The 26,135-nt window shown below is 53.0% G+C and carries 17 protein-coding genes; 16 read left to right on the forward strand and 1 reads right to left on the reverse strand.

The annotated features are described in order from the left end of the window. The first annotated feature begins 176 nt into the window (after positions 1 to 176). The 14 genes from rlmN (at position 177) to OGV98_RS03880 (ending at position 21,388) form a co-directional block, all read left to right on the forward strand. Entirely contained in the window at positions 177 to 1,343 is a 1,167-nt protein-coding gene (rlmN, locus tag OGV98_RS03815; protein WP_003037713.1) for a dual-specificity RNA methyltransferase RlmN, read from the forward strand. A 284-nt stretch (positions 1,344 to 1,627) separates the two neighbouring features. Beyond that, complete coding sequence (gene rodZ, locus OGV98_RS03820) at positions 1,628 to 2,620, forward strand: cytoskeleton protein RodZ (RefSeq protein WP_286551039.1); 993 nt, start codon at positions 1,628 to 1,630, stop codon at positions 2,618 to 2,620. A 26-nt stretch (positions 2,621 to 2,646) separates the two neighbouring features. Beyond that, a complete protein-coding gene (ispG, locus tag OGV98_RS03825; protein ID WP_003838451.1) occupies positions 2,647 to 3,765 on the forward strand; it encodes a flavodoxin-dependent (E)-4-hydroxy-3-methylbut-2-enyl-diphosphate synthase in 1,119 nt (372 codons plus the stop codon). A 110-nt stretch (positions 3,766 to 3,875) separates the two neighbouring features. After that, complete coding sequence (hisS, locus tag OGV98_RS03830) at positions 3,876 to 5,150, forward strand: histidine--tRNA ligase (RefSeq protein WP_003835173.1); 1,275 nt, start codon at positions 3,876 to 3,878, stop codon at positions 5,148 to 5,150. Positions 5,151 to 5,163: 13 nt separating this feature from the next. Beyond that, on the forward strand, positions 5,164 to 5,784 hold the full coding sequence (locus OGV98_RS03835) for a YfgM family protein (RefSeq protein WP_003037727.1): 621 nt from the start codon (positions 5,164 to 5,166) through the stop codon (positions 5,782 to 5,784). Positions 5,785 to 5,794: 10 nt separating this feature from the next. Further along, a complete protein-coding gene (bamB, locus tag OGV98_RS03840) occupies positions 5,795 to 6,973 on the forward strand; it encodes an outer membrane protein assembly factor BamB (protein ID WP_003838454.1) in 1,179 nt (392 codons plus the stop codon). 117 nt (positions 6,974 to 7,090) lie between these two features. Then, positions 7,091 to 8,563 (forward strand): ribosome biogenesis GTPase Der, encoded by a 1,473-nt coding sequence (gene der / locus OGV98_RS03845; RefSeq protein WP_003037733.1) that lies wholly within the window; start codon positions 7,091 to 7,093, stop codon positions 8,561 to 8,563. A gap of 300 nt (positions 8,564 to 8,863) precedes the next feature. After that, entirely contained in the window at positions 8,864 to 10,405 is a 1,542-nt protein-coding gene (locus tag OGV98_RS03850; RefSeq protein WP_003037736.1) for a peptide MFS transporter, read from the forward strand. A gap of 63 nt (positions 10,406 to 10,468) precedes the next feature. Continuing rightward, positions 10,469 to 11,503 carry a Gfo/Idh/MocA family oxidoreductase gene (locus tag OGV98_RS03855; RefSeq protein ID WP_202581079.1) on the forward strand — a complete coding sequence of 345 codons (1,035 nt, stop codon included), beginning with the start codon at positions 10,469 to 10,471 and terminating at the stop codon, positions 11,501 to 11,503. Positions 11,504 to 11,556: 53 nt separating this feature from the next. Continuing rightward, the gene (locus tag OGV98_RS03860; protein WP_003838464.1) at positions 11,557 to 11,775 is read left to right on the forward strand and encodes a zinc ribbon domain-containing protein; all 219 of its coding nucleotides are present in this window, start codon (positions 11,557 to 11,559) and stop codon (positions 11,773 to 11,775) included. A 202-nt stretch (positions 11,776 to 11,977) separates the two neighbouring features. Continuing rightward, complete coding sequence (gene sinH, locus OGV98_RS03865; RefSeq protein ID WP_202581080.1) at positions 11,978 to 14,176, forward strand: intimin-like inverse autotransporter SinH; 2,199 nt, start codon at positions 11,978 to 11,980, stop codon at positions 14,174 to 14,176. 58 nt (positions 14,177 to 14,234) lie between these two features. Beyond that, entirely contained in the window at positions 14,235 to 15,191 is a 957-nt protein-coding gene (locus OGV98_RS03870; RefSeq protein ID WP_057101998.1) for a SinI family autotransporter-associated protein, read from the forward strand. A 133-nt stretch (positions 15,192 to 15,324) separates the two neighbouring features. Beyond that, on the forward strand, positions 15,325 to 20,886 hold the full coding sequence (locus OGV98_RS03875; protein WP_420022592.1) for an adhesion domain-containing protein: 5,562 nt from the start codon (positions 15,325 to 15,327) through the stop codon (positions 20,884 to 20,886). A 121-nt stretch (positions 20,887 to 21,007) separates the two neighbouring features. Further along, entirely contained in the window at positions 21,008 to 21,388 is a 381-nt protein-coding gene (locus tag OGV98_RS03880) for an adhesion domain-containing protein (protein ID WP_231040633.1), read from the forward strand. Between the two features lie 25 nt (positions 21,389 to 21,413). On the opposite strand, the gene xseA is transcribed toward OGV98_RS03880, so the two are convergent. Next, positions 21,414 to 22,787, reverse strand: coding sequence for an exodeoxyribonuclease VII large subunit (gene xseA, locus OGV98_RS03885; RefSeq protein ID WP_210943434.1), 1,374 nt, complete (start codon positions 22,785 to 22,787; stop codon positions 21,414 to 21,416). Between the two features lie 160 nt (positions 22,788 to 22,947). On the opposite strand from xseA, the gene guaB reads away from it, so the two are divergent. Together guaB and guaA are read left to right on the forward strand one after the other, a co-directional pair. Next, on the forward strand, positions 22,948 to 24,414 hold the full coding sequence (gene guaB / locus OGV98_RS03890; protein WP_003037756.1) for an IMP dehydrogenase: 1,467 nt from the start codon (positions 22,948 to 22,950) through the stop codon (positions 24,412 to 24,414). A gap of 63 nt (positions 24,415 to 24,477) precedes the next feature. Next, positions 24,478 to 26,055, forward strand: a complete 1,578-nt coding sequence (gene guaA / locus OGV98_RS03895) for a glutamine-hydrolyzing GMP synthase (RefSeq protein WP_003037760.1) — start codon at positions 24,478 to 24,480, stop codon at positions 26,053 to 26,055. Positions 26,056 to 26,135 lie beyond the last annotated feature (80 nt).

Raw genomic sequence — 26,135 nt, forward strand, 5'->3', positions numbered from 1 at the left:
CTTTGGAGATGAATTAGCGATTTACATATTATTTTCGCTAATGCTTCGTGCAAACGTGGCATCCCTGCGCCAGACTTTGTACAATGCAACGCCCCGGAAGAGCAGATCGCTTGCCGGGGCGTTTCTTTTTAACCCTCCACGGGCCACAACGTGTAACAACGAGGCCGGAAAAAATTATGTCTGAATTAGTTAACACCTCTGAAGTCGTCATTCCTGCGGTTCCAAATAAAAATGGAAAAATTAACCTGCTGGATCTGAACCGTCAGCAAATGCGCGAATTCTTCAAAGAGATGGGCGAAAAACCGTTTCGTGCCGATCAGGTCATGAAGTGGATGTACCACTATTGCAGCGACAACTTTGATGACATGACTGACATCAATAAGGTGCTGCGTAACAAGCTGAAAGAAGTGGCTGAAATTCGCGCCCCGGAAGTGGTGGAAGAGCAGCGTTCTTCTGACGGTACGATCAAATGGGCTATCGCTGTTGGCGATCAGCGCGTTGAAACGGTGTATATCCCGGAAGACGATCGTGCGACCCTGTGTGTTTCTTCACAGGTCGGTTGCGCATTAGAGTGTAAATTCTGCTCTACGGCGCAACAGGGCTTTAACCGTAACCTGCGGGTATCGGAGATCATTGGCCAGGTCTGGCGCGCGGCGAAAATCGTCGGCGCGGTCAAAGCAACGGGCGTGCGTCCTATCACCAACGTGGTGATGATGGGGATGGGTGAGCCGCTGCTCAACCTGACCAACGTAGTGCCGGCGATGGAAATCATGCTGGATGACTTCGGTTTTGGGTTGTCCAAGCGTCGCGTCACGCTCTCCACCTCGGGCGTTGTCCCTGCGCTGGATAAGCTGGGTGATATGATTGACGTCGCGCTGGCGATTTCTCTGCATGCGCCGAACGATGAAATTCGTGACGAAATTGTACCGATCAACAAAAAATACAATATCGAAACATTCCTTGGCGCGGTTCGTCGTTATCTGGAGAAATCCAACGCTAACCAGGGCCGTGTGACCATTGAGTATGTGATGTTAGATCACATCAATGATGGCACTGAACACGCGCATCAGCTGGCAGAACTGCTGAAAGATACGCCGTGTAAGATCAACCTGATCCCGTGGAACCCGTTCCCGGGCGCGCCGTATGGTCGTAGTTCTAACAGCCGTATCGATCGTTTCTCCAAAGTGTTGATGAGCTATGGTTTCACCACCATTGTGCGTAAAACACGTGGCGATGACATCGATGCAGCCTGTGGTCAGTTGGCGGGCGACGTTATCGACCGTACCAAGCGTACTTTGCGTAAGCGTATGCAGGGCGACGCTATCGACATTAAGACCGTTTGATGTTGGCGCACTACGGTATAATTCTTGTACCGTAGTGCAACGTAAGCCATATGAGGTTTTTTGTTGTCGTCGTCAGGTCAATAATAACGGTGCGTTTTTGTCGACTTTAAGGCAGTATGTAACGGCGTAACAAGTGTTTAGCCCTCAGGTTTACGCCGTTTTGTCATTGATAGTCTGACCGTTTTATACTGTCTGACGAAGGTTAACTGACCAGATGTTTCGCGGTGTGGGTGAGCATTGTGGCTCGCCGGCATCAGAACCCAAATATTACGCAGCTGTAGCGAATGAATACTGAAGCCACGCACGACAAAAATGAAACACTATCCACCGGCATTCGTCTGCGCAATGCCCGTGAACAACTCGGATTCAGCCAGCAGGCAGTCGCGGAGCGACTTTGCCTGAAGGTCTCCACGGTACGCGATATTGAAGAAGATAAGGCGCCAGCCGATCTTGCTTCAACATTCCTGCGCGGGTATATCCGTTCTTATGCGCGTCTGGTGCATATTCCTGAAGAAGAACTGTTGCCAGGGCTGGAAAAACAGGCTCCGATTCGTCCTGCCAAAGTCGCACCGATGCAGAGCTTCTCGCTCGGTAAGCGTCGTAAGAAACGCGACGGCTGGTTAATGACCTTTACCTGGCTGGTACTGTTTGTCGTTGTCGGACTGACTGGCGCCTGGTGGTGGCAGAACCATAAAGCGCAGCAGGAAGAGATCACCACCATGGCCGATCAATCCTCCGCTGAGTTGAATGCCGGTAAAGAGGGTGCGCAGAATGTACCGTTAGATACCAGCGCTGCAGCAAGCCAGGATACCACGTCGGCTGCTGAAAATGGCGCGGTAACGGATTCAGCGTCAGCGCAACAAGATACCGCAGCGGCTCAGGCCCCGGCTGCTGATGCGCAACAAAACGCCGTCGTTGCCCCTTCTCAGGCTAACGTCGATACTGCAACCACAGCGCCAGCTACCGCGGCACCGCTGCCGACCGATCAGGCAGGTGTGACTACACCTGCAGCCGATCCTAACGCGCTGGTGATGAACTTTACCGCCGATTGCTGGCTGGAAGTCACCGATGCGACCGGTAAAAAACTGTTCAGCGGGATGCAGCGTAAAGATGGCAATCTGAATTTGACCGGTCAGGCACCGTACAAACTGAAGATTGGTGCTCCGGCGGCAGTGCAGATTCAGTTCCAGGGTAAACCTGTCGATCTGAGTCGTTTTATCAGAACTAACCAGGTTGCGCGTCTGACCGTTAATGCCGAACAATCACCGGCTCAGTAACAGACGGCAATGCGGGAGATTTTTTAATGCATAACCAGGCTCCAATTCAACGTAGAAAATCGACACGCATTTACGTTGGGAACGTGCCGATCGGCGATGGTGCGCCCATCGCCGTACAGTCTATGACTAATACGCGTACCACGGACGTGGAAGCGACGGTTAATCAGATTAAAGCGCTGGAACGCGTAGGCGCAGACATTGTTCGTGTCTCTGTACCGACAATGGATGCCGCAGAAGCGTTCAGGCTTATCAAACAGCAGGTTAACGTCCCGCTGGTTGCCGATATACACTTCGACTATCGTATCGCACTGAAGGTGGCGGAATACGGTGTTGATTGCCTGCGTATTAACCCAGGTAATATCGGCAGTGAAGAGCGTATTCGCATGGTGGTGGATTGCGCTCGTGATAAAAATATTCCTATCCGTATCGGCGTCAACGCCGGATCGCTGGAAAAAGATCTGCAGGAAAAATACGGTGAACCGACGCCTCAGGCGCTGCTGGAATCCGCGATGCGCCACGTGGATCACCTCGATCGTCTGAACTTCGATCAATTCAAAGTTAGTGTTAAAGCGTCTGACGTTTTCCTCGCCGTAGAATCCTATCGCCTGCTGGCGAAACAGATCGATCAACCGTTGCATCTGGGGATCACCGAAGCTGGTGGCCTGCGTAGTGGTTCGGTGAAGTCCGCGATCGGCCTTGGCCTGCTGTTATCTGAAGGGATCGGCGATACGCTGCGTGTTTCTCTGGCGGCCGATCCGGTGGAAGAGATCAAAGTTGGTTTCGATATCCTGAAATCGCTGCGCATTCGCGCGCGCGGGATCAACTTCATCGCTTGCCCAACCTGTTCGCGTCAGGAGTTTGACGTTATTGGTACGGTTAACGCGCTGGAGCAACGCCTGGAGGATATCATTACGCCAATGGACGTTTCGATCATCGGCTGCGTAGTAAACGGCCCTGGTGAAGCGCTGGTTTCTACGCTGGGCGTGACGGGCGGTAACAAGAAAAGCGGCCTGTATGAAGACGGCGTGCGTAAGGACAGACTCGATAACGACGACATGATTACGCAGCTTGAAGCCCGCATTCGTGCCAAAGCAAGTATTCTGGACGAAGCGCGTCGTATCGACGTGCAGCAGCTTGAAAAATAACAACGTGATGGGAAGCGGCATGCTTCCCGTGTATGATTGAACCCGCATGGCGCCCGCATTGTTCGGGTTAGCGCTGAGGGTTCATTTTTATATTCATAAAGAGAATAAACGTGGCAAAAAACATTCAAGCCATTCGCGGCATGAACGATTATCTGCCTGGCGAAACCGCCATCTGGCAGCGCATTGAAGGCACTCTTAAAAACGTGCTCGGCAGCTACGGTTACAGTGAAATCCGCTTGCCGATTGTAGAGCAGACCCCGTTATTCAAACGCGCGATCGGTGAAGTCACCGACGTGGTTGAAAAAGAGATGTATACCTTTGAGGACCGTAATGGCGACAGCCTGACGTTGCGTCCTGAAGGGACTGCGGGCTGCGTACGCGCCGGCATCGAACATGGTCTCCTGTACAATCAGGAACAGCGTCTGTGGTATATCGGGCCGATGTTCCGCCACGAACGTCCGCAGAAAGGACGCTATCGTCAATTCCATCAGCTGGGTGTCGAAGTGTTTGGCCTGCAAGGCCCGGACATCGATGCAGAACTGATTATGCTGACCGCTCGCTGGTGGCGCGCGCTGGGTATTTCTCAGCATGTCAGCCTGGAGCTGAACTCGATCGGTTCGCTTGAAGCCCGCGCTAACTACCGTGATGCGCTGGTTGCCTACCTGGAACTGCACAAAGAGAAACTGGACGAAGACTGCAAGCGCCGTATGTACACCAACCCGCTGCGCGTTCTCGACTCCAAAAACCCGGAAGTACAGGCGCTGCTCAACGACGCGCCTGCACTGGGCGACTATCTGGATGACGACTCGCGCGAGCACTTCGCGGGTTTGTGCAAACTGCTGGAGTCCGCAGGCATTGCCTACACCGTCAATCAGCGTCTGGTTCGTGGTCTTGATTACTACAACCGCACCGTATTTGAGTGGGTCACCAGCAGCCTGGGCTCTCAGGGTACCGTGTGTGCCGGTGGTCGTTACGACGGTCTGGTAGAGCAACTTGGCGGTCGTGCAACGCCTGCCGTGGGCTTTGCTATGGGTCTGGAACGACTTGTTTTGTTAGTTCAGGCAGTTAATCCGGAATTTAACGCAGATCCTGTTGTCGATATATACCTGGTCGCTTCAGGGGCGGACACGCAGTCGGCAGCAATGACGCTTGCAGAACGTCTGCGCGATGAAGTTCCTGGTGTGAAACTGATGACAAACCACGGTGGCGGCAACTTTAAGAAACAGTTTGCCCGTGCCGATAAGTGGGGCGCCCGCGTTGCACTGGTACTGGGCGAGTCCGAAGTGGCTGACGGTACTGTTGTAGTGAAGGATTTGCGCTCTGGTGAGCAAACGGCAGTAGCGCAGGATAGCGTTGCCGCGCATTTGCGCACTTTACTGGGCTAAGGAGAAGGACAGCGTGGAAATTTACGAGAACGAACACGACCAGGTTGATGCGGTAAAACGCTTCTTTGCTGAAAACGGCAAGGCGCTGGCTGTTGGGATCATTTTAGGGGTTGGCGCGCTGGTTGGTTGGCGTTACTGGACCAGCCATCAGACGGAGTCCGCACGCTCTGCTTCTCTGGCGTATCAAAATACGGTGACTGCGGTTAGCGCGGGTAAACCGGACAGCATTCCTGCCGCTGAGAAATTTGCTGCAGAGAATAAAAATACCTATGGCGCGCTGGCTTCACTGGAACTGGCGCAGCAGTTTGTTGACCAAAATGAACTTGAGAAAGCCGCAAGCCAGCTGCAACAAGGCTTGGCTGCGACCAGCGATGAAAATCTCAAAGCAGTGATAAACCTGCGTCTGGCTCGTGTTCAGGTTCAGCTTAAACAGGCTGATACCGCGCTGAAAACACTCGAAACCATTAAAGGTGAAGGGTGGGCGGCCATTGTTGCCGATCTGCGTGGTGAAGCGTTGTTGAGTAAAGGCGACAAACAAGGTGCGCGTAGCGCATGGGAAGCGGGTGTGAAAAGCGATGCCTCTCCTGCTCTGAGCGAAATGATGCAGATGAAAATCAATAATTTGTCCATCTGAGAGGGACCCGATGCAATTGCGTAAATTACTTCTGCCAGGGCTGCTTTCCGTTACCCTATTGAGCGGCTGTTCACTGTTTAGTGGCGAAGAAGATGTCGTTAAGATGTCCCCATTACCGGTGGTTGAAAACCAGTTTACTCCGTCTACGGAATGGAGCACCTCTGTAGGAAACGGTATTGGTGATTTCTATTCCAATCTTCATCCTGCGCTGGCGGATAACGTTGTCTATGCTGCCTCTCGCGCTGGTGTAGTTAAAGCGTTGAACGCAGGCGACGGCAAAGAAGTCTGGTCTGTGAATCTGGGTGAGAAAGATGGCTGGTTCTCCCGTGCATCTGCACAGCTTTCTGGCGGTGTAACCGTGGCCGGCGGTCATGTTTATATCGGCAGTGAAAAAGCACAGGTTTATGCGCTGAACACCAGTGACGGTACTACCGCATGGCAGACGAAAGTCGCTGGTGAAGCGCTGTCTCGTCCTGTTGTGAGCGATGGCGTGGTATTGATCCACACCAGCAACGGTCAGTTGCAGGCCTTAAACGAAGCCGACGGCGCCATCAAATGGACCGTTAACCTCGACATGCCTTCTCTGTCTCTGCGTGGCGAATCCGCTCCGGCAACCGCCTTTGGCGCAGCTATTGTTGGCGGTGATAACGGTCGCGTAAGCGCTGTGCTGATGCAGCAGGGCCAGATGATTTGGCAGCAGCGTATCTCTCAGGCGACAGGCCCAACGGAAATCGATCGTCTGAGCGACGTTGATACCACGCCGGTTATCGTCAATGGCGTTGTTTACGCGCTGGCTTATAATGGTAACCTGACGGCGTTGGATCTGCGCAGTGGTCAGATCATGTGGAAACGCGAACTGGGCTCGGTGAATGATTTCATCGTCGACGGTAACCGTATCTACCTGGTTGACCAGAACGATCGCGTGCTGGCACTGACCACCGATGGCGGCGTGACGCTGTGGACGCAAAGCGATCTGCTGCACCGTCTGCTGACGTCCCCGGTATTGTATAACGGCAATCTGGTCGTCGGTGATAGCGAAGGCTACCTGCACTGGATTAACGTTGACGATGGCCGTTTTGTTGCCCAGCAGAAAGTTGACAGCTCAGGTTTCCTGACCGAGCCGGTCTCTGCTGATGGTAAACTGCTGATCCAGGCGAAAGACGGTACGCTGTACTCTATTACGCGTTAATCGTCGCGGCCGCTCGCTTTGAAAAACGGCTCCTGGTGCAGGGGCCGTTTTACTGTTTTTAACAACGGAGCAAAAATGTGCCCGTTGTCTGATGATTTTTTAAATGAGGCTTTAAACATGGTACCTGTGGTCGCGCTTGTCGGGCGCCCTAACGTTGGCAAATCCACGTTATTTAACCGTCTAACTCGCACCCGAGATGCGCTGGTTGCGGATTTCCCGGGTCTGACTCGTGACCGTAAGTACGGTCGTGCGGAAATTGAAGGCCGCGAGTTTATCTGTATTGATACCGGCGGTATTGATGGCACCGAAGACGGTGTTGAAACCCGTATGGCGGAACAGTCGCTGTTGGCTATCGAAGAAGCGGACGTTGTGCTGTTCATGGTGGACGCGCGTGCTGGCCTGATGCCAGCGGATGCAGCTATTGCGAAACATCTGCGCTCGCGCCAGAAACCGACGTTCCTGGTAGCCAACAAAACTGACGGACTCGATCCTGACCAGGCGGTTGTTGATTTCTACTCTCTGGGTCTGGGTGAAATTTATCCGATCGCGGCGTCCCATGGTCGTGGCGTTCTCAGCCTGCTGGAGCATGTTCTGCTGCCGTGGATGGATGACGTTGCTCCGCAGGAAGAAGTCGACGAAGACGCGGAATACTGGGCGCAGCTGGAAGCCAAAGAAAATGGCGAAGAAGAGCCTGAAGATGATTTCAATCCGCAGGATTTGCCGATCAAACTGGCGATCGTGGGTCGCCCGAACGTAGGTAAGTCCACACTTACTAACCGTATTCTTGGCGAAGATCGTGTGGTGGTTTACGACATGCCGGGGACCACGCGTGACAGTATTTATATTCCGATGCAGCGCGATGAGCGCGAATATGTGCTTATCGATACCGCGGGCGTGCGTAAGCGCGGCAAAATTACCGAAGCGGTAGAAAAATTCTCAGTTATCAAAACGCTGCAGGCGATTGAAGATGCCAACGTGGTGATGCTGGTGATTGACGCGCGCGAAGGGATTTCCGATCAGGACCTGTCGCTGCTGGGCTTTATCCTCAACAGTGGGCGCTCACTTGTTATCGTTGTGAACAAGTGGGATGGTCTGACGCAGGAAGTAAAAGAGCAGGTCAAAGAGACGCTGGACTTCCGTCTGGGCTTTATTGATTTTGCACGCGTACACTTTATCTCTGCGCTGCACGGCAGCGGTGTGGGTAATCTGTTTGAATCGGTCCGTGAAGCGTATGACAGCTCCACCCGTCGCGTGAGCACCGCGATGCTGACGCGCATCATGACCATGGCAGTAGAAGATCATCAGCCGCCACTGGTGCGTGGTCGTCGTGTGAAGCTGAAATACGCCCACGCGGGCGGTTATAACCCGCCAATCGTGGTGATTCACGGCAACCAGGTCAAAGACCTGCCGGATTCCTACAAGCGTTATCTGATGAACTATTTCCGCAAATCTCTGGACGTAATGGGCACGCCGATCCGTATTCAGTTCAAAGAAGGGGAAAACCCGTTTGCCAACAAACGCAATACGCTGACTCCGACTCAGATGCGTAAACGTAAGCGTTTGATTAAACACATTAAAAAAAGCAAGTAATCGTTGCTGATGCAGATAAAAACCCGCGCTTGTCGCGGGTTTTTTTTCGTTATTCCAACGTCAACCTCAGCCCGCGCAATGTCAATCACTATTCGTTTTTTACCAAGTTTAAATCTAAGAAAGTAGACAATTGTCGAGTTTTCATCTTAAAGTCCCCCGGTTGGTACTAGACAAAACTACTGCCAGGTTATCAAATGGTTAAATAAATCTTCGCCGCATGTAAAAAATCGACCAGCTACGTAACTGGTCGGCGTACATCGCGGTGTTTACACGCACGACGACATAACTTTCGGGAGAATTATGCAATCCTCTGTTAATCAAAAAGAAAGCCGAACTTTCTTCGGTCATCCTTATCCGCTCGGCTCATTGTTCTTTACTGAGATGTGGGAGCGTTTTTCGTTTTATGGCATTCGTCCGTTACTGATCCTGTTTATGGCGGCTACCGTTTATGACGGTGGCATGGGACTGGCGCGTGAAAATGCCTCGGCGATTGTCGGTATCTTTGCCGGTACCATGTATCTTGCTGCGCTGCCAGGTGGCTGGCTGGCGGATAACTGGCTTGGTCAGCAAAAAGCGGTGTGGTATGGCTCCATCCTGATAGCACTTGGTCACCTGTCGATTGCACTCTCGGCCATCATGGGTGACAACCTGTTTTTTATTGGCCTGATGTTCATTGTGCTCGGTTCTGGCCTGTTCAAAACCTGTATCTCGGTGATGGTGGGTACGCTGTATAAAAAAGGCGATGCGCGCCGTGACGGCGGTTTCTCGCTGTTCTACATGGGTATCAACCTGGGTTCCTTCATCGCGCCATTGATCTCCGGCTGGCTGATTAAAACTCACGGCTGGCACTGGGGTTTTGGTATCGGTGGTATCGGAATGTTGGTGGCATTGCTCATCTTCCGTATCTTTGCCGTTCCGGCGATGAAACGCTACGATAGCGAAGTGGGCCTGGACTCGACCTGGAACAGCCCGGTTGTGAAACGTAATGGTGTAGGCGCGTGGCTGCTGGCGCTGGCAGTTGGTGTAGCAATTGTTGTTACCCTGATTGCGCAGGGAGTGATTGTGATTAACCCGGTCGCGGTTGCCAGCATGCTGGTGTACGTGATTGCCGCGTCAGTTGCGCTTTACTTTATCTATCTGTTCGTCTTTGCGGGGCTGAACCGTAAAGAACGCGCCAGGCTGCTGGTTTGCTTTATCCTGCTGGTTTCCGCTGCGTTCTTCTGGTCTGCCTTTGAGCAGAAACCTACCTCGTTCAACCTGTTCGCCAACGACTACACTAACCGTATGATCGGCGATTTTGAAATCCCGGCAGTATGGTTCCAGTCGATTAACGCTTTGTTCATCATTCTGCTGGCCCCGGTATTCAGCTGGGCGTGGCCAAAACTGGCGAGCATGAATATTCGCCCAAGCAGTATCACCAAGTTTGTCATCGGCATTCTCTGCGCAGCGGCGGGCTTTGGCGTGATGATGCTGGCGGCGCAAGACGTGCTGGCAAATGGCGGCGCGGGTGTTTCTCCATTCTGGCTGGTAGGCAGTATCCTGATGCTTACGCTCGGCGAGCTGTGTCTGAGCCCAATTGGTCTTGCGACCATGACGCTGTTGGCACCGGAAAGAATGCGTGGACAGATGATGGGTCTGTGGTTCTGCGCCAGTGCGCTGGGTAACCTGGCCGCGGGTCTGATTGGTGGTCATGTGAAGGCCGACCAACTTGATATGCTGCCAGATCTCTTCGCGCGCTGCTCGATTGCGCTGCTTATCTGCGCCGCGGTACTGATCGTTCTCATTGTTCCGATTCGTCGCATGCTGGAGAATACACAGACTAAACCGGCAACTAGCGCCTGATAGCACCTCGATGATGCCGGGGCAGACGTTATGCCCCGGTAATTCAACTTTTGAGGTGAGAACATGCTGTTAGGGTTTGTTGGGCTGGGCGCAGTCGTTGAAACGGCATACTTGCCCGCATTACGTAGCCTCTTCGGTGATTCATTACGCTGTGTGGGGTTTGATGTTCAACCCACAAAACAGCCAGCAGGCGTGACGCGTTGTACGTCGCTCGAAGAGCTGCTTACTCAGCCTCTTGATACCCTGTTCATCACGACCGCATCCTTGCATCACCTTGAGGTGCTTGAACAGGCCCTGGCCTCTCCCATCGCACGTATCGTGGTTGAAAAACCTATTGTCGCCACGCTCTCCCAAATTGAAAAACTGAAAATGCTGCTGGCTCAACCAGCCGCTGCCGATCGTGTACTGGCACTCGACCACTGGATGGCGCGCATCGAAACGGTGAAACGAGGGTTGGTCAGCACTTTTGCCGAGATTGTGAAAATCGAAGGTTTTTTGCAGGAGCCAAGTGGATTTAACGCTGCAGGGGAGCCGATAGCGCTTAACTTTGCCACCGGTGAACCGGACACGCGTGAACTTCGCCACCCGGATGGCGTGATTCTGGATATCGGTACGCACGTGCTAGCAATGCTGCGGGAAACGGTACGGTATCTGGGAGGGAATAATGAGATGGTGCTGCGGTTAGTGAGTGCTAAAGACCGTCTGGGACGTGATATCCCCCAGAGTGACCTGACCACGGCAGAAGGCGAGGCGCATCTTCAGGGGCAGATTAGTGGCATTCCACTGGATATCTGGCTCAACAAATATGCGGGGCCAGCTGGTGGGCAAAAAGGTCTGCGGCTTTATCTGCGTGACGGACGTATTATCAGCCATGACCGACGCGGTACAGAAGATGTACTGGAAGTGATTGACGGCGAGGTGGTACAACGCTGGAGCATTACCGGTACGATTTACGCCCATTGTCTCGCTGAGCAAATTCTGGGAGCGCAAAGTTTGTTTGAACATTGTCCGCAGGAGGTGAGCCAAACGACACTGCGCAGGCTGGAAGAAGTGGAGTGCCTGTTAACATTGCAGCAGCAGTTACGTGGGCCACATTAAGTGCATGGTGTTAAAATAAAAGCAGCAATACATTTTCTGTATAAGGACACGATATGTCGATTACCTGCCCGGATTGTCATGCAGAGCTGGAGCCGCAAAATGGTGTGGCGCACTGCGAGCATTGTCACAAAGATATTCAACTGGAAGCGCGTTGTCCGGAATGCCATCTGCCACTGCAAGTATTAAAAGCCTGCGGAGCGGTGGATTATTTCTGTCAGAACGGCCATGGCCTTATTTCGAAGAAACGCGTGGAATATAATGTCATAATATAAATTACATTATGAATAACTTTTGCTGATTAATATTTATTATGAATGCTAATCAGCTTTAATTATTATTACAAATGTTTTATCTTGCTTTGATAATCTGGCTGATTTTTTAGGATTATATTTAGGTTATAAAGGCATTCATTAGGTTGAATCATAAATATAATGTTCCTGTTGTACAGCAACTTTGTTAATACAGGAACATGTTATGGCCCGAAGGGCGCGCTTTGTTATCTTGCTTGTTCTATTCGTTTCTGGTGCAGTTATTGCCGGGGACAATATTGTTGCGCCTGCAGCAACCAATAACATAAGTGAGTCTACGTTGCCCGATCTCGGCAGTGAGTCGGTACTAAAAGAACAGCATAATAACGAAGATCAATCCATTAAAGAGAAAGGTGCCGACTATTTTATTAACTCTGCGACACAAGGCTTTGAAAACCTGACGCCTGACGCGTTGAAATCACAGGCGCAAAGCTATTTGCAAAATCAAATTACCTCCTCCACGCAATCGTATATAGAAGGGTTAATGTCACCGTACGGAAAAGTACGGACAAGTTTATCTGTTGGCGAAGGTGGCGATCTTGATGGTAGCTCTCTCGACTATTTTGTTCCCTTATACGATAACCAATATACATTGATTTTTAGCCAAGTCTCCGCGCAGCGTAAAGAGGACCGGACCATTGGAAATATCGGTTTTGGCTTGCGTCAAAATGTGGGGGATTGGTTACTCGGCGGCAACGCTTTTTATGACTACGATTTTAGCCGTGGGCACCGTCGCTTAGGTTTGGGCACTGAGGCATGGACAGATTATCTGAAGCTCTCTGGCAACTATTACCATCCACTTTCTGACTGGAAAGAGTCTGAGGATTTCGAGTTTTATGAAGAGCGCCCTGCTCGGGGATGGGATATTCGGGCTGAAAGCTGGCTGTCATTTTATCCACAGATCGGTGGGAAATTAGTCTACGAGAAGTACTATGGCGATGAAGTGGCATTATTTGGTACCGACAATTTACAAAAAAATCCCCATGCGGTAACCGTTGGTCTCAATTACATGCCAGTGCCGATGGTCACGTTGGGTGCAGATTACAAAGCCGGTACCGGAGATAATGCCGACCTTAGCATCAACGCAACCGTCACTTATCAGTTAGGTACGCCCCTGGCGGCTCAGCTTGATCCGGAAAACGTAAAAATTCAGCGATCTTTAATGGGCAGTCGTACCGATTTTGTCGAGCGTAATAATTTTATCGTTCTTGAATACCGTGAAAAAGATCCCCTTGATGTTGCGTTATGGCTCAAAGCCGATGCGACCAATGTCCATCCTGAATGCGTAATTGAAGACACGCCTGAGTCTGCGGTGGGACTGGAGAAATGTAAGTGGACGATCAATGCGCTTGTCTCTCATCACTACAAAATCATCTCCGCCTCCTGGCAGGCAAAAAATAATGCCAATCGCACATTAGTGATGCCAGTAGTAAAAGCTGATGCCCTCACTGAAGGGAATAATAACCGCTGGAATCTGGTCCTCCCTGCGTGGGTCAATGCGGATACAGAAGCACAGCGTACAGAGTTAAATACCTGGAAAGTGCGCATGACCCTGGAAGATGAAAAGGGGAATAAGCAAAACTCGGGTGCTGTGGAAATTACCGTCCAGCAGGATCGTAAAATCGAATTGATTGTCGATAACGTCGCCGACGCCGATCGTACCGATCATAGCCATGAGGCCAGCGCTTTGGCGGATGGCGTCGATGGTGTTGTGATGGACCTGGTGCTGACTGATTCATTTGGGGATACGACCGATCGTAACGGTAAAGTGCTGGTGGATGAGGCTATGGCACCTGAACTCTATGACAGCAATGACAAAAAGGTGTCGCTTTCCTCCACAGCTTGTACCGCCGAATTGCCCTGCGTCTTCATTGCCAGCCGTGACAAAAAGGGGGGAACCGTCACGCTCTCCAGTACGCTTCCTGGTACGTTTCGCTGGAAAGCGAAGGAAGACGCCTACGGCGACAGTAACTATGTTGACGTGACGTTTACCGGTGATGCGCTTGATGCGTTGAATGCGCTCATTTATCAAATGAAAACATCTTCTCCCGTTAATTTGAGCGGCAAACAAGATAGGCATCCTGTCGTCAATAATACCTATCGATTTGTACTGTGGCGTGATGCCAATAAAGACGGCGTTTTCCAGATGTCAGAACAACTGGCAGAAGATGAAATGGCGCTTTATGACTATCAATGGGAATTTACCGGGCAAAGCGTGACGGGAAATACCGGAGCACAAGCCAATACCCGCAATGAAGATCTGGTGTTGCCAGCAACAAATAGAGAGGCTGCGCAAAAATTCGCTGCTCATGAGCAGGATGGTATTCAGGGCTATGGCATACGCGTGGTGTATAGCCAGAAATAGTGTCAGCGTAGTGGCTGACCAGCCAGTCGCTGAATGTTGAAGAAAAAGGAGAGTCTTGATGCAATTAGTATTAAAACGGCGGCTGACGAAGGTCGCACTGGCGTTGGCTGTGGCAGGGTATTGTGCTGTGCCTGCAGTCGCGGCTAATGGGAATCTGAAAGCCGGTCAGTGGCAAAGCGCGACAGAAAGTACCGGTACTATTCAAGGGACTATCCCGTGGATTACACGGGCTGCAGATAAAACGGCGGAAACGGATAAAGCACATGTCACGGTGACGATTGACCGTGGTAGTCGAACCGTGGCAACTGAAGGTGACCGGCAGTTTCACGCGGGCGACAAAGTGAAGGTCAACTGGGCTATCGGCGATACGGAAGGTGACCTGGATGCGGATAACACGGCGACCAAAGCGACTGTGCAGTGGATGAGCTATAGCGATCAGAATGGCGGCGATGCACAAGAGATAGGTACAAAAGGCAGCGACACCTATGAAATTCAGGCTGCGGATGCCGATCGCTACATCGGTATTAAAATTACGCCTACCACAACTACCGGCGATCCGAATGTTGCCACAGAATTGCTGCTAAACGATCTGTCGACCAACGCTGGCGGTGGTTCTGACGATGATGACATTCCGGAAGGTCCGGTGGTCGATGAAAATGTCCACGTCGTCATCTACGAGGCGGGTACAACAACCAATCTGTTGGGCACGAGCACCAAACTTAAAACCAACACCACCTATAAAGTGCTGCTGTGGAAAGATAAAAACGCCAGTCGCTCTTACGATGCAGGTGAAGAAGTTACCAGTGATTACAACTACCGCTGGAAATTCACCGGTAACAGTCTGCAGTTGGGCACTGTGGGTGGGATTGTCAACGCTACCTACAACAATAGCGATCTGGTTATTCCGCTTACCAACGCCGAAGCGAAGGCTGCCTTCGATAATGCCGATGGCGTTACCCTCGGCAACGATGGCGTCCAGGGATATGGCTTGTCTATCGACTACCAACGTAAATAAAACCGTGCAAGACCGCTTCCTTGGGGAGCGGTTTTTCCGCGCCCTTTGTTTAGCTCGGGGTTAAGCAAAGTGTGTTGAAACGCGAACACAGAATAAATGGGTAGTGACTGCTCAAGGATGGGGGATCTGGCAGGTGAATAAAGTTTATCGCTCTTTACTGGCGTTAGCTCTGTTAATGGGTGCAGTGCCGGTACTTTCTGCACTAAAAAGTGGGGCATGGCAGGAGTTGCGCACAGCTACGGATGCGATAAACGGCACCCCGCCGACGGCGGACAGCGCGTTCGTTCCGGTTTATCAGGGCAGCGTTGTCCTCTCTCCCGGTGAAGCGCACGCTGTGGCCTTCAGCGCGATGCCCCGCGACTTCAGCGTTGACGATTCAGCCAGCGCACTGCAGCTGGCTAATCCGCTCGATACCGAGGGCGATCTGTTCGCCATACCGCCGCTGCGCTGGGAAAGCGAACAGACGCCCGCTATCAGTTTAGTCTGGGCAGATGCCGCCACACCGGATGAACCGCTTAACCCGCAGCCGGTCGCCAATAAAACGTTCTGTGCGCAGAATATGGCCGGCGGGCATTACGTGGTCTGGCCACAACTGGAAGATAGCAGTGCGCTACCCGCGCTTTACCTCATTACGTCGACGGGAACACCGAACAGCAATACGGTTGCTTTAACCGAACAAAAAGTGGCGATTGACGTAGCTACCGCCGTGGGCGAGCCACTGTCACTCAGCGCCGTGCCGATGGACGACACGTTAAAAGCAGCCAAGGTCAAAGCAGGGGAAAGTATCACGCTGACCGTTACCACCCGCGATTGCGCCGGTAACGTGGTGGGCAATACCGCATTTATTATTACCCGCAGCGATGCGCTTAACCGCCAGAACATCGTCAACAATAATGCACCGGTACACGTTGGTGATACGGAACTGACCACCACGGCGACGGAATACCACGGTGTTACGGGCGCTGACGGCAAAGCGACAGTGACCGTCACCCAGGCAAACGGTCCCGGCGTAAAAACTACCCTGACGGTGATGCCGGCAAACAATACGGCGCTAAAAGACAGCGTCGATGTCATTTTCACCACCCTGACCAGCCCGGACAGCGACAAAGCGGCGATGTGGGGGCATATGGAAGAAAGCGCTACGGCAAACGTCGATGGCGTCACCTATACCTTCACGCGTCCAAAACTGGCAGCGGAAACCAGTGGCACTAGTGCTACTTTTGCTACCAGCAATGAAAGTTGGGCGCAGTTTACCTGGGATAGCGCGGATAACCACTGTGCCATTTTGCCGGATGCCGAACAGCTGGTAGCGCTGCGGGCCGCCCACAGCACCGCGGCGGCCTATCCCGGTTGGCCAATTGATACCTACTGGTCGTCCACGAAAGATCAGCTCGATATTTATCACTACGCTACCAGTATGGGGAGTGGGGCGGTGATACGAGAAAGCAACAGTACGGCTTTACTGGTGAGCTGCGTGGATAAAGCGCTGCCTTTAGCGTATCCACAAATCACGCTTTCTCCCGATGCGCCATACAAGGCGGAAGTCGGCGAGACGATTGATGTGATAGCCAGCGTGGTTGACCGGAATACCAATAAACCGTTGCCTTATCGCTATCTTGAACTGTTTGTCGACCCCGCCTCTAACCGTAAAGGGGAGCATAAAGATGAGTGGGATTATCTGCGGGTCGTTGTCCGTAGTGATGATATGCGTGCATCGTCCCCGGAACACTATACCGGGGTAACGGACGCGAACGGTCAGGTACATTTGTCGTTAAGTCATGACAATGGGATAGGGGTAGAAACGCCGATCCGCATTGTGATGGCGGATGATGAAGGCGCAAGCATCACGTTCCCCTTTAATGTGATTTTTACGGTGATAACCAGCCCAGACGTTGACGGGGCGAATATGTATGGCCATATGCAACGGGGTATTGTGGAGAAGGGTAATCTCTACAAGCGTCCGCTATTGGCGTTCGAAACAAGTCATAAAACCGGTCAGCAAAGTGAAAATAGCGAAGAATGGGCCACCTTCGATTCTCTGATCTCTGCCACGAATCAGTGCGGCGCAGGTCAGGTCCCCGACACGGGTTCTCTTGAAACGCTCTACAGCGCACATCCTGATAATAAAATCCTGACAGAACACGGCTGGCCGACGGCGTCTGATGCTTATATGGCCGATGATGCCACGCAGATGGCGTACTTTAATCTGGACGATGGTAGCAAGGGGGTCGGTGGCTCAGCCCACTATCTGACCTGTTCAGCCAATGAAATGGTGGCTCAACTGAGCGTCTATTTCAATGACGATGTTTCGTTACGCCTGCCCGTCGCCAAAACAGGCGAGCAAATCAAAATGAACGTCCATTCGCAAAATGCGTTGAACGGAGCAACGATAGCTAATGTGAAGTTTTCAGTCACCATGGGGCTCGGCAAAAATCGCAGCGGGATGACCACCGGCTTTACTGACCCAAGTCAGGGGGAATTGCTATTTGACAGCGTTGCCTATGGCGCGGGTACATCTTCAATGACGTATGAGGGGATGACGGATGCGAACGGTGACGCGCAAATTATTCTTGAGCAGACACGCGGCGTGGGGTTAATCACACAGCTAAGCGTAGTACCGATTGATTCACTGCTAAACTCGCCTATCTCGCGTAGCGTGAAGTTTACCGTTCCGACAAGCCCGGATACGCCAAAAGCCCATATGTGGGGGCATATGGCGGACGTCATAACCGTGGATAATCTCACGTTTGAACGCCCGAAACTGGCGGCAGAGTCAGGGGCAACCCGAACCCAGGATGAAGCGAATGAAACCTGGGCTCGCCTCACACATGCCGATGCGCTGGGAAATACCGCAGCCGGGGGATGTGCGCTTAATCGTCTGCCACGTATCGACCAGCTTACCACTTTGTACAATGCCAACAATGACGGCGAGATACATACGGTTGCCGGATGGCCTGTGGGGCTGGGCTACTGGTCCGTCACGTACGCCAGCCAGTCCAGCTGGCAACAGATATCGTTGTCGGGTGGAGAGGTGACGGCGGGGGGCGATGTTTCGGATTACGTCAGTTGCCTGACCAGCGATAACCCGGCGGCGGCGTCCATCACCATTGAACCGGTGGATGCGTCGCAATGGTATGACAACAACGTTAATAGCGTACATGCGGTAAGAGTGAAGAAAGGCGAGACGCTACAACTGAAGGTCACGGTGAAAGACGCCAATGGAAACCCTGTGCCGCAAGCGCCTTTTGTCATGAGCCGTGGTGATGGTTTTACCCGACAGAATGTTAAACATGCCGCTGGCAGCGGTGATGGTATTGTGTCGCCGGTGGTCATTGACGGCGAATCTGTTAACGACACGGCGACGAAAATCGGCGGCCTGACGGGCGTGGACGGTAGCAAAATCATCAATGTGACCCGCCCGGATACGCATGGCACTAAAGTGGCGATAACGGCGGCGCTGTACGGCAATGCCAGCGTGAGTGCCAGCCTCGACACCATCTTTACGGTGGTCACCAGCCCCGACTCGGACAAGGCGACGCTGTGGGGGCATATGACGGACACGCTGACGGCGGCAGACGGTACGAGCTACCACCGGCCGCTGCTGTACGCGGAGCTGAGTAATACCCTCAATGTGATGAGTTATACGGAAGATAACGAGGCGTGGTCCCGGTTTTACGGCCCTGATGGCCGCAAAAACAATGCGGAGATGTGCGCGGCCGGGTATTACCCTGCCATCGACGCTCTGGACGCGCTTTATCGCCAATACCCGGACAGAAGCATCAAGACGGCACAGGGCTGGCCGATAGACTACTCCTACTGGAGTGGTAGCTATGTGAGTAAGTTTTCTTCTGAAGCGCCCATCGATTTTTATGTCGTCGATCTGGATGATGGCAGCCATCATTCGGTGTCGGCGACGGATACCAGCGCCATGCAGTACCAGATTTGTACGAGTACGGGGGCTGCACAGGCAACGATGATCGCGCTGACCTCGACGGTGGCAATAGACAAAACCGCGCAGGCGGTGAAAGTGAAGACGGGTGAAAGAGTGCCGTTAACGATCACCACCACGGATGCTGCCGGCAACCCGGTAGGGAACGCTGTGTTTACCCTGACGCGAGACCGAGGTTCGATACGCGGCAGCAGTGCGCTTACTTCCTGGACCATACCAACCATGGAGCTGGTGCTGACCGGACAGGCGCCGCAGACCTGGCTTTATAACGGCACCTATTATGGGGTCACCGGCTCGGACGGCACGCTGTCTCTTGATGTAGGTGAAGATACAGGGCCGGGGTTGAAAACGGTGTTGAACGCCAGCTTGTATAAAACCCCAGCGGCAACCTCGTCGCTGTCGACAGTGTTTACCGTACTCACCAGTCCAGACAGCAGTAAAGCCCAGATGTGGGGGCATATGCCGGAGACTTTCACCGCCAGCAACGGCGCGGAATTTATGCGCCCAAGGCTGAGGTATGAGCTGAATTCAACCACGGATACGGAGTCGGTCATACAAAACAATGAAATGTGGTACACGGTGAAAAATGTGAATAGCGGGCGCGGGGCCTGCACGATGAACCAAATGCCGACGGCGGCCGATTTAACGTCGCTGTATAACGATCACCCGGATAGCGCATTAACCGCTGATTACGGTCTTCCGATGATCGCCTCGTATGGGTGGTGGGCGGGTGATAAGACGCTAAGCGGGCAAACGTCTTTATATCAATACATTAATTTTCGTAATGGTGTCATGAACACAACGACATCTTCGTCCCCGACCAACGTAACGCAGTTGTGTCTGACGGCAAAACGTGAGTATGCCATTACGCTTGACTCCTCCACTCTATGGAATGAGACGTACGCAAGCTTCATGAGTAAGAAAGGTGAAACGTTACCGCTAACGGTTAGCGTAAAAAATGCTGCCGGCATCCCACAGGCTAATACCGTGGTGGTGGTGGGGCGTTCTTCATCGACCACGCGCGCCAGTACGGTGATAACAAACAACCCGGCTTACATGACCTTGACGCCCGTTACGCCTGAGGGGAGTGCGACGAGTTTCAATTCCGGTTCGTCGAAATGGTATGGGATGACGGATGCTGATGGTAAAGCGCAATTGACGTTAGCGCAGGACAATTCGAGCGGCCTGAAAACGACGGTAACCGCCACGGTGGAGGGAGACAGTTTATCCACGGTGAGTAAAAACGTGATCTTTTCCGTTCTCACCAGCCCGGACAGCGATAAGGCTGCCATGTGGGGCCATATGCCGGAAACGGTGACGAACAGCGCTGGCGTCACATTCCATCGCCCTTATCTTGCTGCGGAGACGTCGGGTTATACTTCCAGCGTTGCCAGTAGCAATGAACGCTGGCCGTTGAGGTTGCAATCTACCACGCTGACGACCGGGAAGTCCGACTGTGATGAGGCGTATCAGCCTTTATTAAGCGATCTGCAAACATTGTATGCAGATAATCCCAGCGGAGTGTTGTTTGAACGTTATGGTTGGCCGGTGAATGAAAAATGGTTCTGGTTTGCGGTAGATCGCGCGGCGAATACCGGGAACTATCAGTCTATGCGGCTGGATGTGGGGAACGTATCGTCAAGCAGTTCTGCGAGTAATACAGGGGCGCAGGTTTGCCTGGTCGACCCGCATTCACCGGTACCTGCGACGATTGAACGGACTTCCAGTATTGCCCTCGATAGGTAAGCGATGCGGTGAAAGTCAAAAAAGGCGAAGAGATCCCGCTCACCGTCACCATGAAAGACAGCAGCGGCAATCCGTCTGCGAAACCAGCAGCGATGGCGTAGTCTTTAAGCGACCACTGTTGATGAATGAAGCGCCGTCGCATGATAACACCTTTGGTCCTATCGCTATGGGTGATGAAATCTGGACGCTGTTTAACCATGACGGTGCGGGGCTGGCGAGTAAATCGGGTTGCCCCGAAAACTATCAGCCGACATTGAGTGAGTTGCAAAAGCTGTATAGTAACTACCCTGGCGGTCAGATAGGGGAACGGTTTGGCTGGCCGATTGATCGCTCTAATTTTTCTTGGTGGGTTTCCGACCGAGTGGGCAAGAATGACCAGACCATCAATCTTACCAGCGGCTATGTGAATGCAACGAAAACGGCAAGCGATAATCAGGCACTGGTTTGCCTGGCGAACCCGCACGCTTCCGCTGCGATGATGACGCTATCTCCCCCGCGATAGATACGAATAGACAGACGGCAGCGGGCTACTTAGCTTTTGGCTGGCGCTTTTTCCCGGCAGCCGTTACCGTTTTTATCTCGCTTTCCACCCAGCCGTCGTTCAGTCGGGTGGTGAGCAGGTTGCCGGGTCTGGCCTGTTTGGTTTTCTTTAGCACTGTGCCATCGCTTGTTGTCGTGACGCTATAGCCGCGCGCTAACGTTGCCAGTGGGCTGACGGCTTCCAGATGCGTGACCGCGTTGCCGAAACGCTCGCGCTGCTCGCTTAGCCGCGCGCGAATATTTTCCGCCAGTCGATATTCCAGTTGCTGAATACGTGTTTGCGCGCGGTGGATACGCGGCTGTGGGTTCTGCTGGTTCAGCCGCTGCAGCATGCGCTGCTGACGCTGATTGGCCTGTTTAATTTTATTCTCAAGTGCGAAGTTCATTCTCTGACGCAGTCGTTCCAGCACGGTCTGCTGGCGGGCCAGACGCAGCTGCGGATGCTGCTGTTGCAAGCGGTGATTAAGCTGGGTGAATCGGCGAGTTCGGTTGGCGAGATAGTAATCCATCGCCATTTCCAGACGTTGCTGACCATGCTGAATTTGACGCAGCAGTTCGAGCTGATTGCGGCTGACAATTTCTGCAGCCGCCGACGGCGTTGGCGCACGCAGATCGCCGACGAAGTCAGCGATGGTCACATCGGTTTCATGGCCGACGGCACTCACCACCGGAATGCGGCTGGCAAATATCGCCCGTGCTACGCGCTCGTCGTTAAAGCTCCACAAATCTTCCAGCGAGCCGCCGCCGCGCCCGACGATTAATACGTCACACTCGCCACGGGCGTTTGCCAGCTCAATTGCGCGCACAATCTGCCCCGGCGCATCGTCGCCCTGGACAGCGGTTGGATAGATAATAACGGGCAGGGAAGGGTCGCGGCGTTTCAATACGTGGAGAATATCGTGTAGCGCTGCCCCGGTTTTCGAGGTGATCACCCCGACGCAGTGGGCCGGCGATGGCAGCGTTTTTTTGAACTGCTGATCGAACAGCCCTTCAGCCTGCAGTTTGGCCTTCAGTTGCTCATACTTCTGTTGCAACAGACCTTCACCCGCAGGCTGCATGCTCTCAACAATTATCTGGTAGTCCCCACGCGGCTCATACAATGTAATGTTGGCGCGCACCAGCACCTGTTGCCCGTGCTGCGGACGGAACGTTACCCGGCGGTTGCTGTTGCGAAACATCGCGCAGCGAACCTGAGCGGTGTCATCTTTGAGCGTGAAGTACCAATGACCGGAGGACGGCTGAGTGAAATTGGAGATTTCACCGCTGATCCACACTTGCCCCATTTCCTGCTCAAGCAGCAAACGAACCGTCTGATTCAGGCGGCTTACGGTAAAAATTGAGGTGGTCTGAGAGGATAACATGTGAGCGGGATCAAATTCTAAATCAGCAGGTTATTCAGTCGAAAGTAACATGCTCACAGAGGAGCGCAAGGTTTTTTTGCAAAAAAGTGTGGATGCAATCGGTTACGCTCTGTATAATGCCGCGGCAATATTTAATAACCTCCCAGGTGAGATATTGCCCATGCTACGTATCGCAAAAGAAGCCCTGACGTTTGACGACGTCCTCCTCGTTCCCGCTCATTCTACCGTTCTGCCGAATACTGCTGACCTCAGCACCCAGTTGACGAAAACCATTCGCCTGAACATTCCTATGCTCTCCGCAGCAATGGACACCGTGACGGAAGCGCGCCTGGCAATTGCCCTGGCCCAGGAAGGCGGCATCGGTTTTATCCACAAAAACATGTCCATCGAGCGCCAGGCTGAAGAAGTTCGCCGCGTGAAGAAACACGAATCTGGCGTGGTAACTGACCCACAGACCGTACTGCCAACCACTACTCTGCGCGAAGTGAAAGAACTGACCGAGCGTAACGGCTTTGCAGGCTACCCGGTGGTGACTGAAGATAACGAACTGGTCGGTATCATCACCGGCCGTGACGTGCGTTTTGTGACTGACCTGAACCAGCCGGTTAGCGTATATATGACGCCAAAAGAGCGTCTGGTGACCGTTCGTGAAGGCGAAGCGCGCGATGTCGTTTTCGCCAAAATGCACGAAAAACGCGTTGAGAAAGCGCTGGTTGTTGATGACAGCTTCCATCTGCTCGGTATGATCACCGTTAAAGATTTCCAGAAAGCTGAACGTAAACCTAACGCCTGTAAAGACGAGCATGGTCGTCTGCGCGTGGGCGCTGCGGTTGGCGCGGGCGCAGGTAACGAAGAGCGTGTTGACGCGCTGGTTGCCGCGGGCGTTGACGTACTGCTGATTGACTCCTCTCACGGCCACTCTGAAGGCGTACTGCAGCGTATTCGTGAAACTCGCGCTAAATATCCTGATCTGCAGATTATCGGCGGTAACGTTGCGACTGGCGCAGGTGCTCGCGCGTTGGCTGAAGCTGGCTGCAGCGCTGTTAAAGTGGGTATTGGCCCTGGCTCCATCTGTACTACCCGTATCGTGACCGGCGTCGGTGTTCCGCAGATCACCGCCGTTTCTGATGCCGTTGAAGCGCTGGAAGGCACCGGTATTCCGGTTATCGCCGATGGCGGTATTCGTTTCTCCGGCGACATCGCTAAAGCGATTGCTGCTGGTGCTGCCGCAGTGATGGTTGGTTCCATGCTGGCGGGTACTGAAGAATCCCCGGGCGAAATCGAACTGTACCAGGGCCGTTCTTACAAATCTTACCGCGGTATGGGTTCTCTGGGCGCGATGTCCAAAGGGTCTTCTGACCGTTACTTCCAGAGCGATAACGCCGCTGACAAACTGGTCCCGGAAGGTATCGAAGGCCGCGTAGCCTATAAAGGCCGCCTGAAAGAGATCATTCACCAGCAGATGGGCGGCCTGCGCTCCTGTATGGGGCTGACCGGCTGTGGTACTATCGACGCGCTGCGAACGAAAGCAGAGTTTGTACGCATCAGCGGTGCGGGTATTCAGGAAAGTCACGTTCACGATGTGACCATCACCAAAGAGTCCCCTAACTACCGCATGGGCTCCTGATAAGTTTCCGCGCCCGGCTATATGCCGGGCGAATTTGTTTCACTTGCCTCGGAATTAGCGTCAATGACAGACAATATTCATAAACATCGCATTCTCATCCTCGATTTTGGCTCGCAGTACACTCAGCTGGTTGCACGTCGCGTACGTGAACTGGGCGTCTACTGTGAACTGTGGGCATGGGATGTTACGGAAGCACAAATTCGCGAATTCAACCCAAGCGGTATTATTCTTTCCGGTGGCCCGGAAAGTACCACTGAAGAAAACAGCCCGCGTGCGCCGGAATACGTTTTCAATGCGGGCGTGCCGGTGTTCGGCGTGTGCTACGGCATGCAGACCATGGCAATGCAGCTCGGTGGTCATGTTGAAGGTTCTAACGAACGTGAATTCGGCTATGCGCAGGTTGAAGTTCAGACCGACAGCGCGCTTGTCCGCGGTATTGAAGACTCCCTGACCGCAGACGGCAAACCGTTGCTGGATGTGTGGATGAGCCACGGCGACAAAGTGACTGCCATTCCGGAAGGTTTCGTGACCGTTGCCAGCACCGACAGCTGCCCGTTTGCTATCATGGCGCACGAAGAAAAACGCTTCTATGGCGTGCAGTTCCACCCGGAAGTTACCCACACCCGTCAGGGCATGCGCATGCTGGAGCGTTTTGTGCGCGACATCTGTCAGTGTGAAGCGCTGTGGACGCCGGCAAAAATTATCGATGACGCCGTTGCCCGCATTCGTGAGCAGGTTGGCAATGACAAAGTTATCCTCGGTCTGTCCGGTGGCGTTGACTCCTCTGTGACGGCGATGCTGTTGCACCGTGCGATCGGTAAAAACCTGACCTGCGTGTTCGTCGACAACGGTCTGCTGCGCCTGAACGAAGCCCAGCAGGTAATGGATATGTTTGGTGACCATTTCGGCCTGAACATCGTTCACGTTGAAGGCGAACAGCGTTTCCTCGACGCGCTGAAAGGCGAGAACGACCCGGAAGCGAAACGTAAGATCATCGGCCGCGTATTCGTTGAAGTGTTCGACGAAGAAGCGCTGAAGCTGGAAGACGTTAAGTGGCTGGCACAGGGCACTATCTATCCGGACGTGATCGAATCCGCGGCATCTGCCACCGGTAAAGCGCACGTTATCAAATCTCACCACAACGTGGGCGGTTTGCCGAAAGAGATGAAGATGGGTCTGGTTGAGCCGCTGCGTGAGCTGTTCAAAGACGAAGTGCGTAAGATTGGTCTGGAGCTGGGCCTGCCGTACGACATGCTGTACCGTCACCCGTTCCCGGGACCGGGGCTGGGTGTACGTGTGCTTGGCGAAGTGAAGAAAGAGTACTGCGACCTGCTGCGTCGCGCGGATGCTATCTTCATTGAAGAACTGCACAAAGCTGACCTGTACAACAAAGTCAGCCAGGCGTTCACCGTGTTCCTGCCGGTACGTTCCGTTGGCGTCATGGGCGATGGCCGTAAGTACGACTGGGTTGTTTCCCTGCGTGCAGTAGAAACCATCGACTTTATGACCGCGCACTGGGCGCACCTGCCGTATGATTTCTTAGGCCGCGTCTCTAACCGCATCATTAACGAAGTGAACGGCATTTCCCGCGTCGTTTATGATATCAGCGGTAAGCCACCGGCTACCATTGAGTGGGAATAATAGCCCTTTCTGTTAGCGGTTTCTGAACCGGTAATATGTAAAAAAACCCTCTTTTTATAGAGGGTTTTTTATTGCGCTCA

Source organism: Citrobacter sp. Cf136 (assembly GCF_030333815.1).
In the GTDB taxonomy this organism is placed as follows: Bacteria; Pseudomonadota; Gammaproteobacteria; order Enterobacterales; family Enterobacteriaceae; genus Citrobacter; species Citrobacter freundii.

Excerpts from the sequence above, each read along its gene's own strand:
- rodZ (WP_286551039.1), top strand. The coding sequence starts at position 1,628 with ATGAATACTGAAGCCACGCACGACAAAAATGAAACACTATCCACCGGC.
- OGV98_RS03870 (WP_057101998.1), top strand. The coding sequence starts at position 14,235 with ATGCAATTAGTATTAAAACGGCGGCTGACGAAGGTCGCACTGGCGTTG.
- sinH (WP_202581080.1), top strand. The coding sequence starts at position 11,978 with ATGGCCCGAAGGGCGCGCTTTGTTATCTTGCTTGTTCTATTCGTTTCT.
- OGV98_RS03860 (WP_003838464.1), top strand. The coding sequence starts at position 11,557 with ATGTCGATTACCTGCCCGGATTGTCATGCAGAGCTGGAGCCGCAAAAT.
- guaB (WP_003037756.1), top strand. The coding sequence starts at position 22,948 with ATGCTACGTATCGCAAAAGAAGCCCTGACGTTTGACGACGTCCTCCTC.
- bamB (WP_003838454.1), top strand. The coding sequence starts at position 5,795 with ATGCAATTGCGTAAATTACTTCTGCCAGGGCTGCTTTCCGTTACCCTA.
- der (WP_003037733.1), top strand. The coding sequence starts at position 7,091 with ATGGTACCTGTGGTCGCGCTTGTCGGGCGCCCTAACGTTGGCAAATCC.
- OGV98_RS03850 (WP_003037736.1), top strand. The coding sequence starts at position 8,864 with ATGCAATCCTCTGTTAATCAAAAAGAAAGCCGAACTTTCTTCGGTCAT.
- ispG (WP_003838451.1), top strand. The coding sequence starts at position 2,647 with ATGCATAACCAGGCTCCAATTCAACGTAGAAAATCGACACGCATTTAC.
- guaA (WP_003037760.1), top strand. The coding sequence starts at position 24,478 with ATGACAGACAATATTCATAAACATCGCATTCTCATCCTCGATTTTGGC.
- OGV98_RS03880 (WP_231040633.1), top strand. The coding sequence starts at position 21,008 with ATGAATGAAGCGCCGTCGCATGATAACACCTTTGGTCCTATCGCTATG.
- xseA (WP_210943434.1), bottom strand. The coding sequence starts at position 22,787 with ATGTTATCCTCTCAGACCACCTCAATTTTTACCGTAAGCCGCCTGAAT.
- OGV98_RS03855 (WP_202581079.1), top strand. The coding sequence starts at position 10,469 with ATGCTGTTAGGGTTTGTTGGGCTGGGCGCAGTCGTTGAAACGGCATAC.
- rlmN (WP_003037713.1), top strand. The coding sequence starts at position 177 with ATGTCTGAATTAGTTAACACCTCTGAAGTCGTCATTCCTGCGGTTCCA.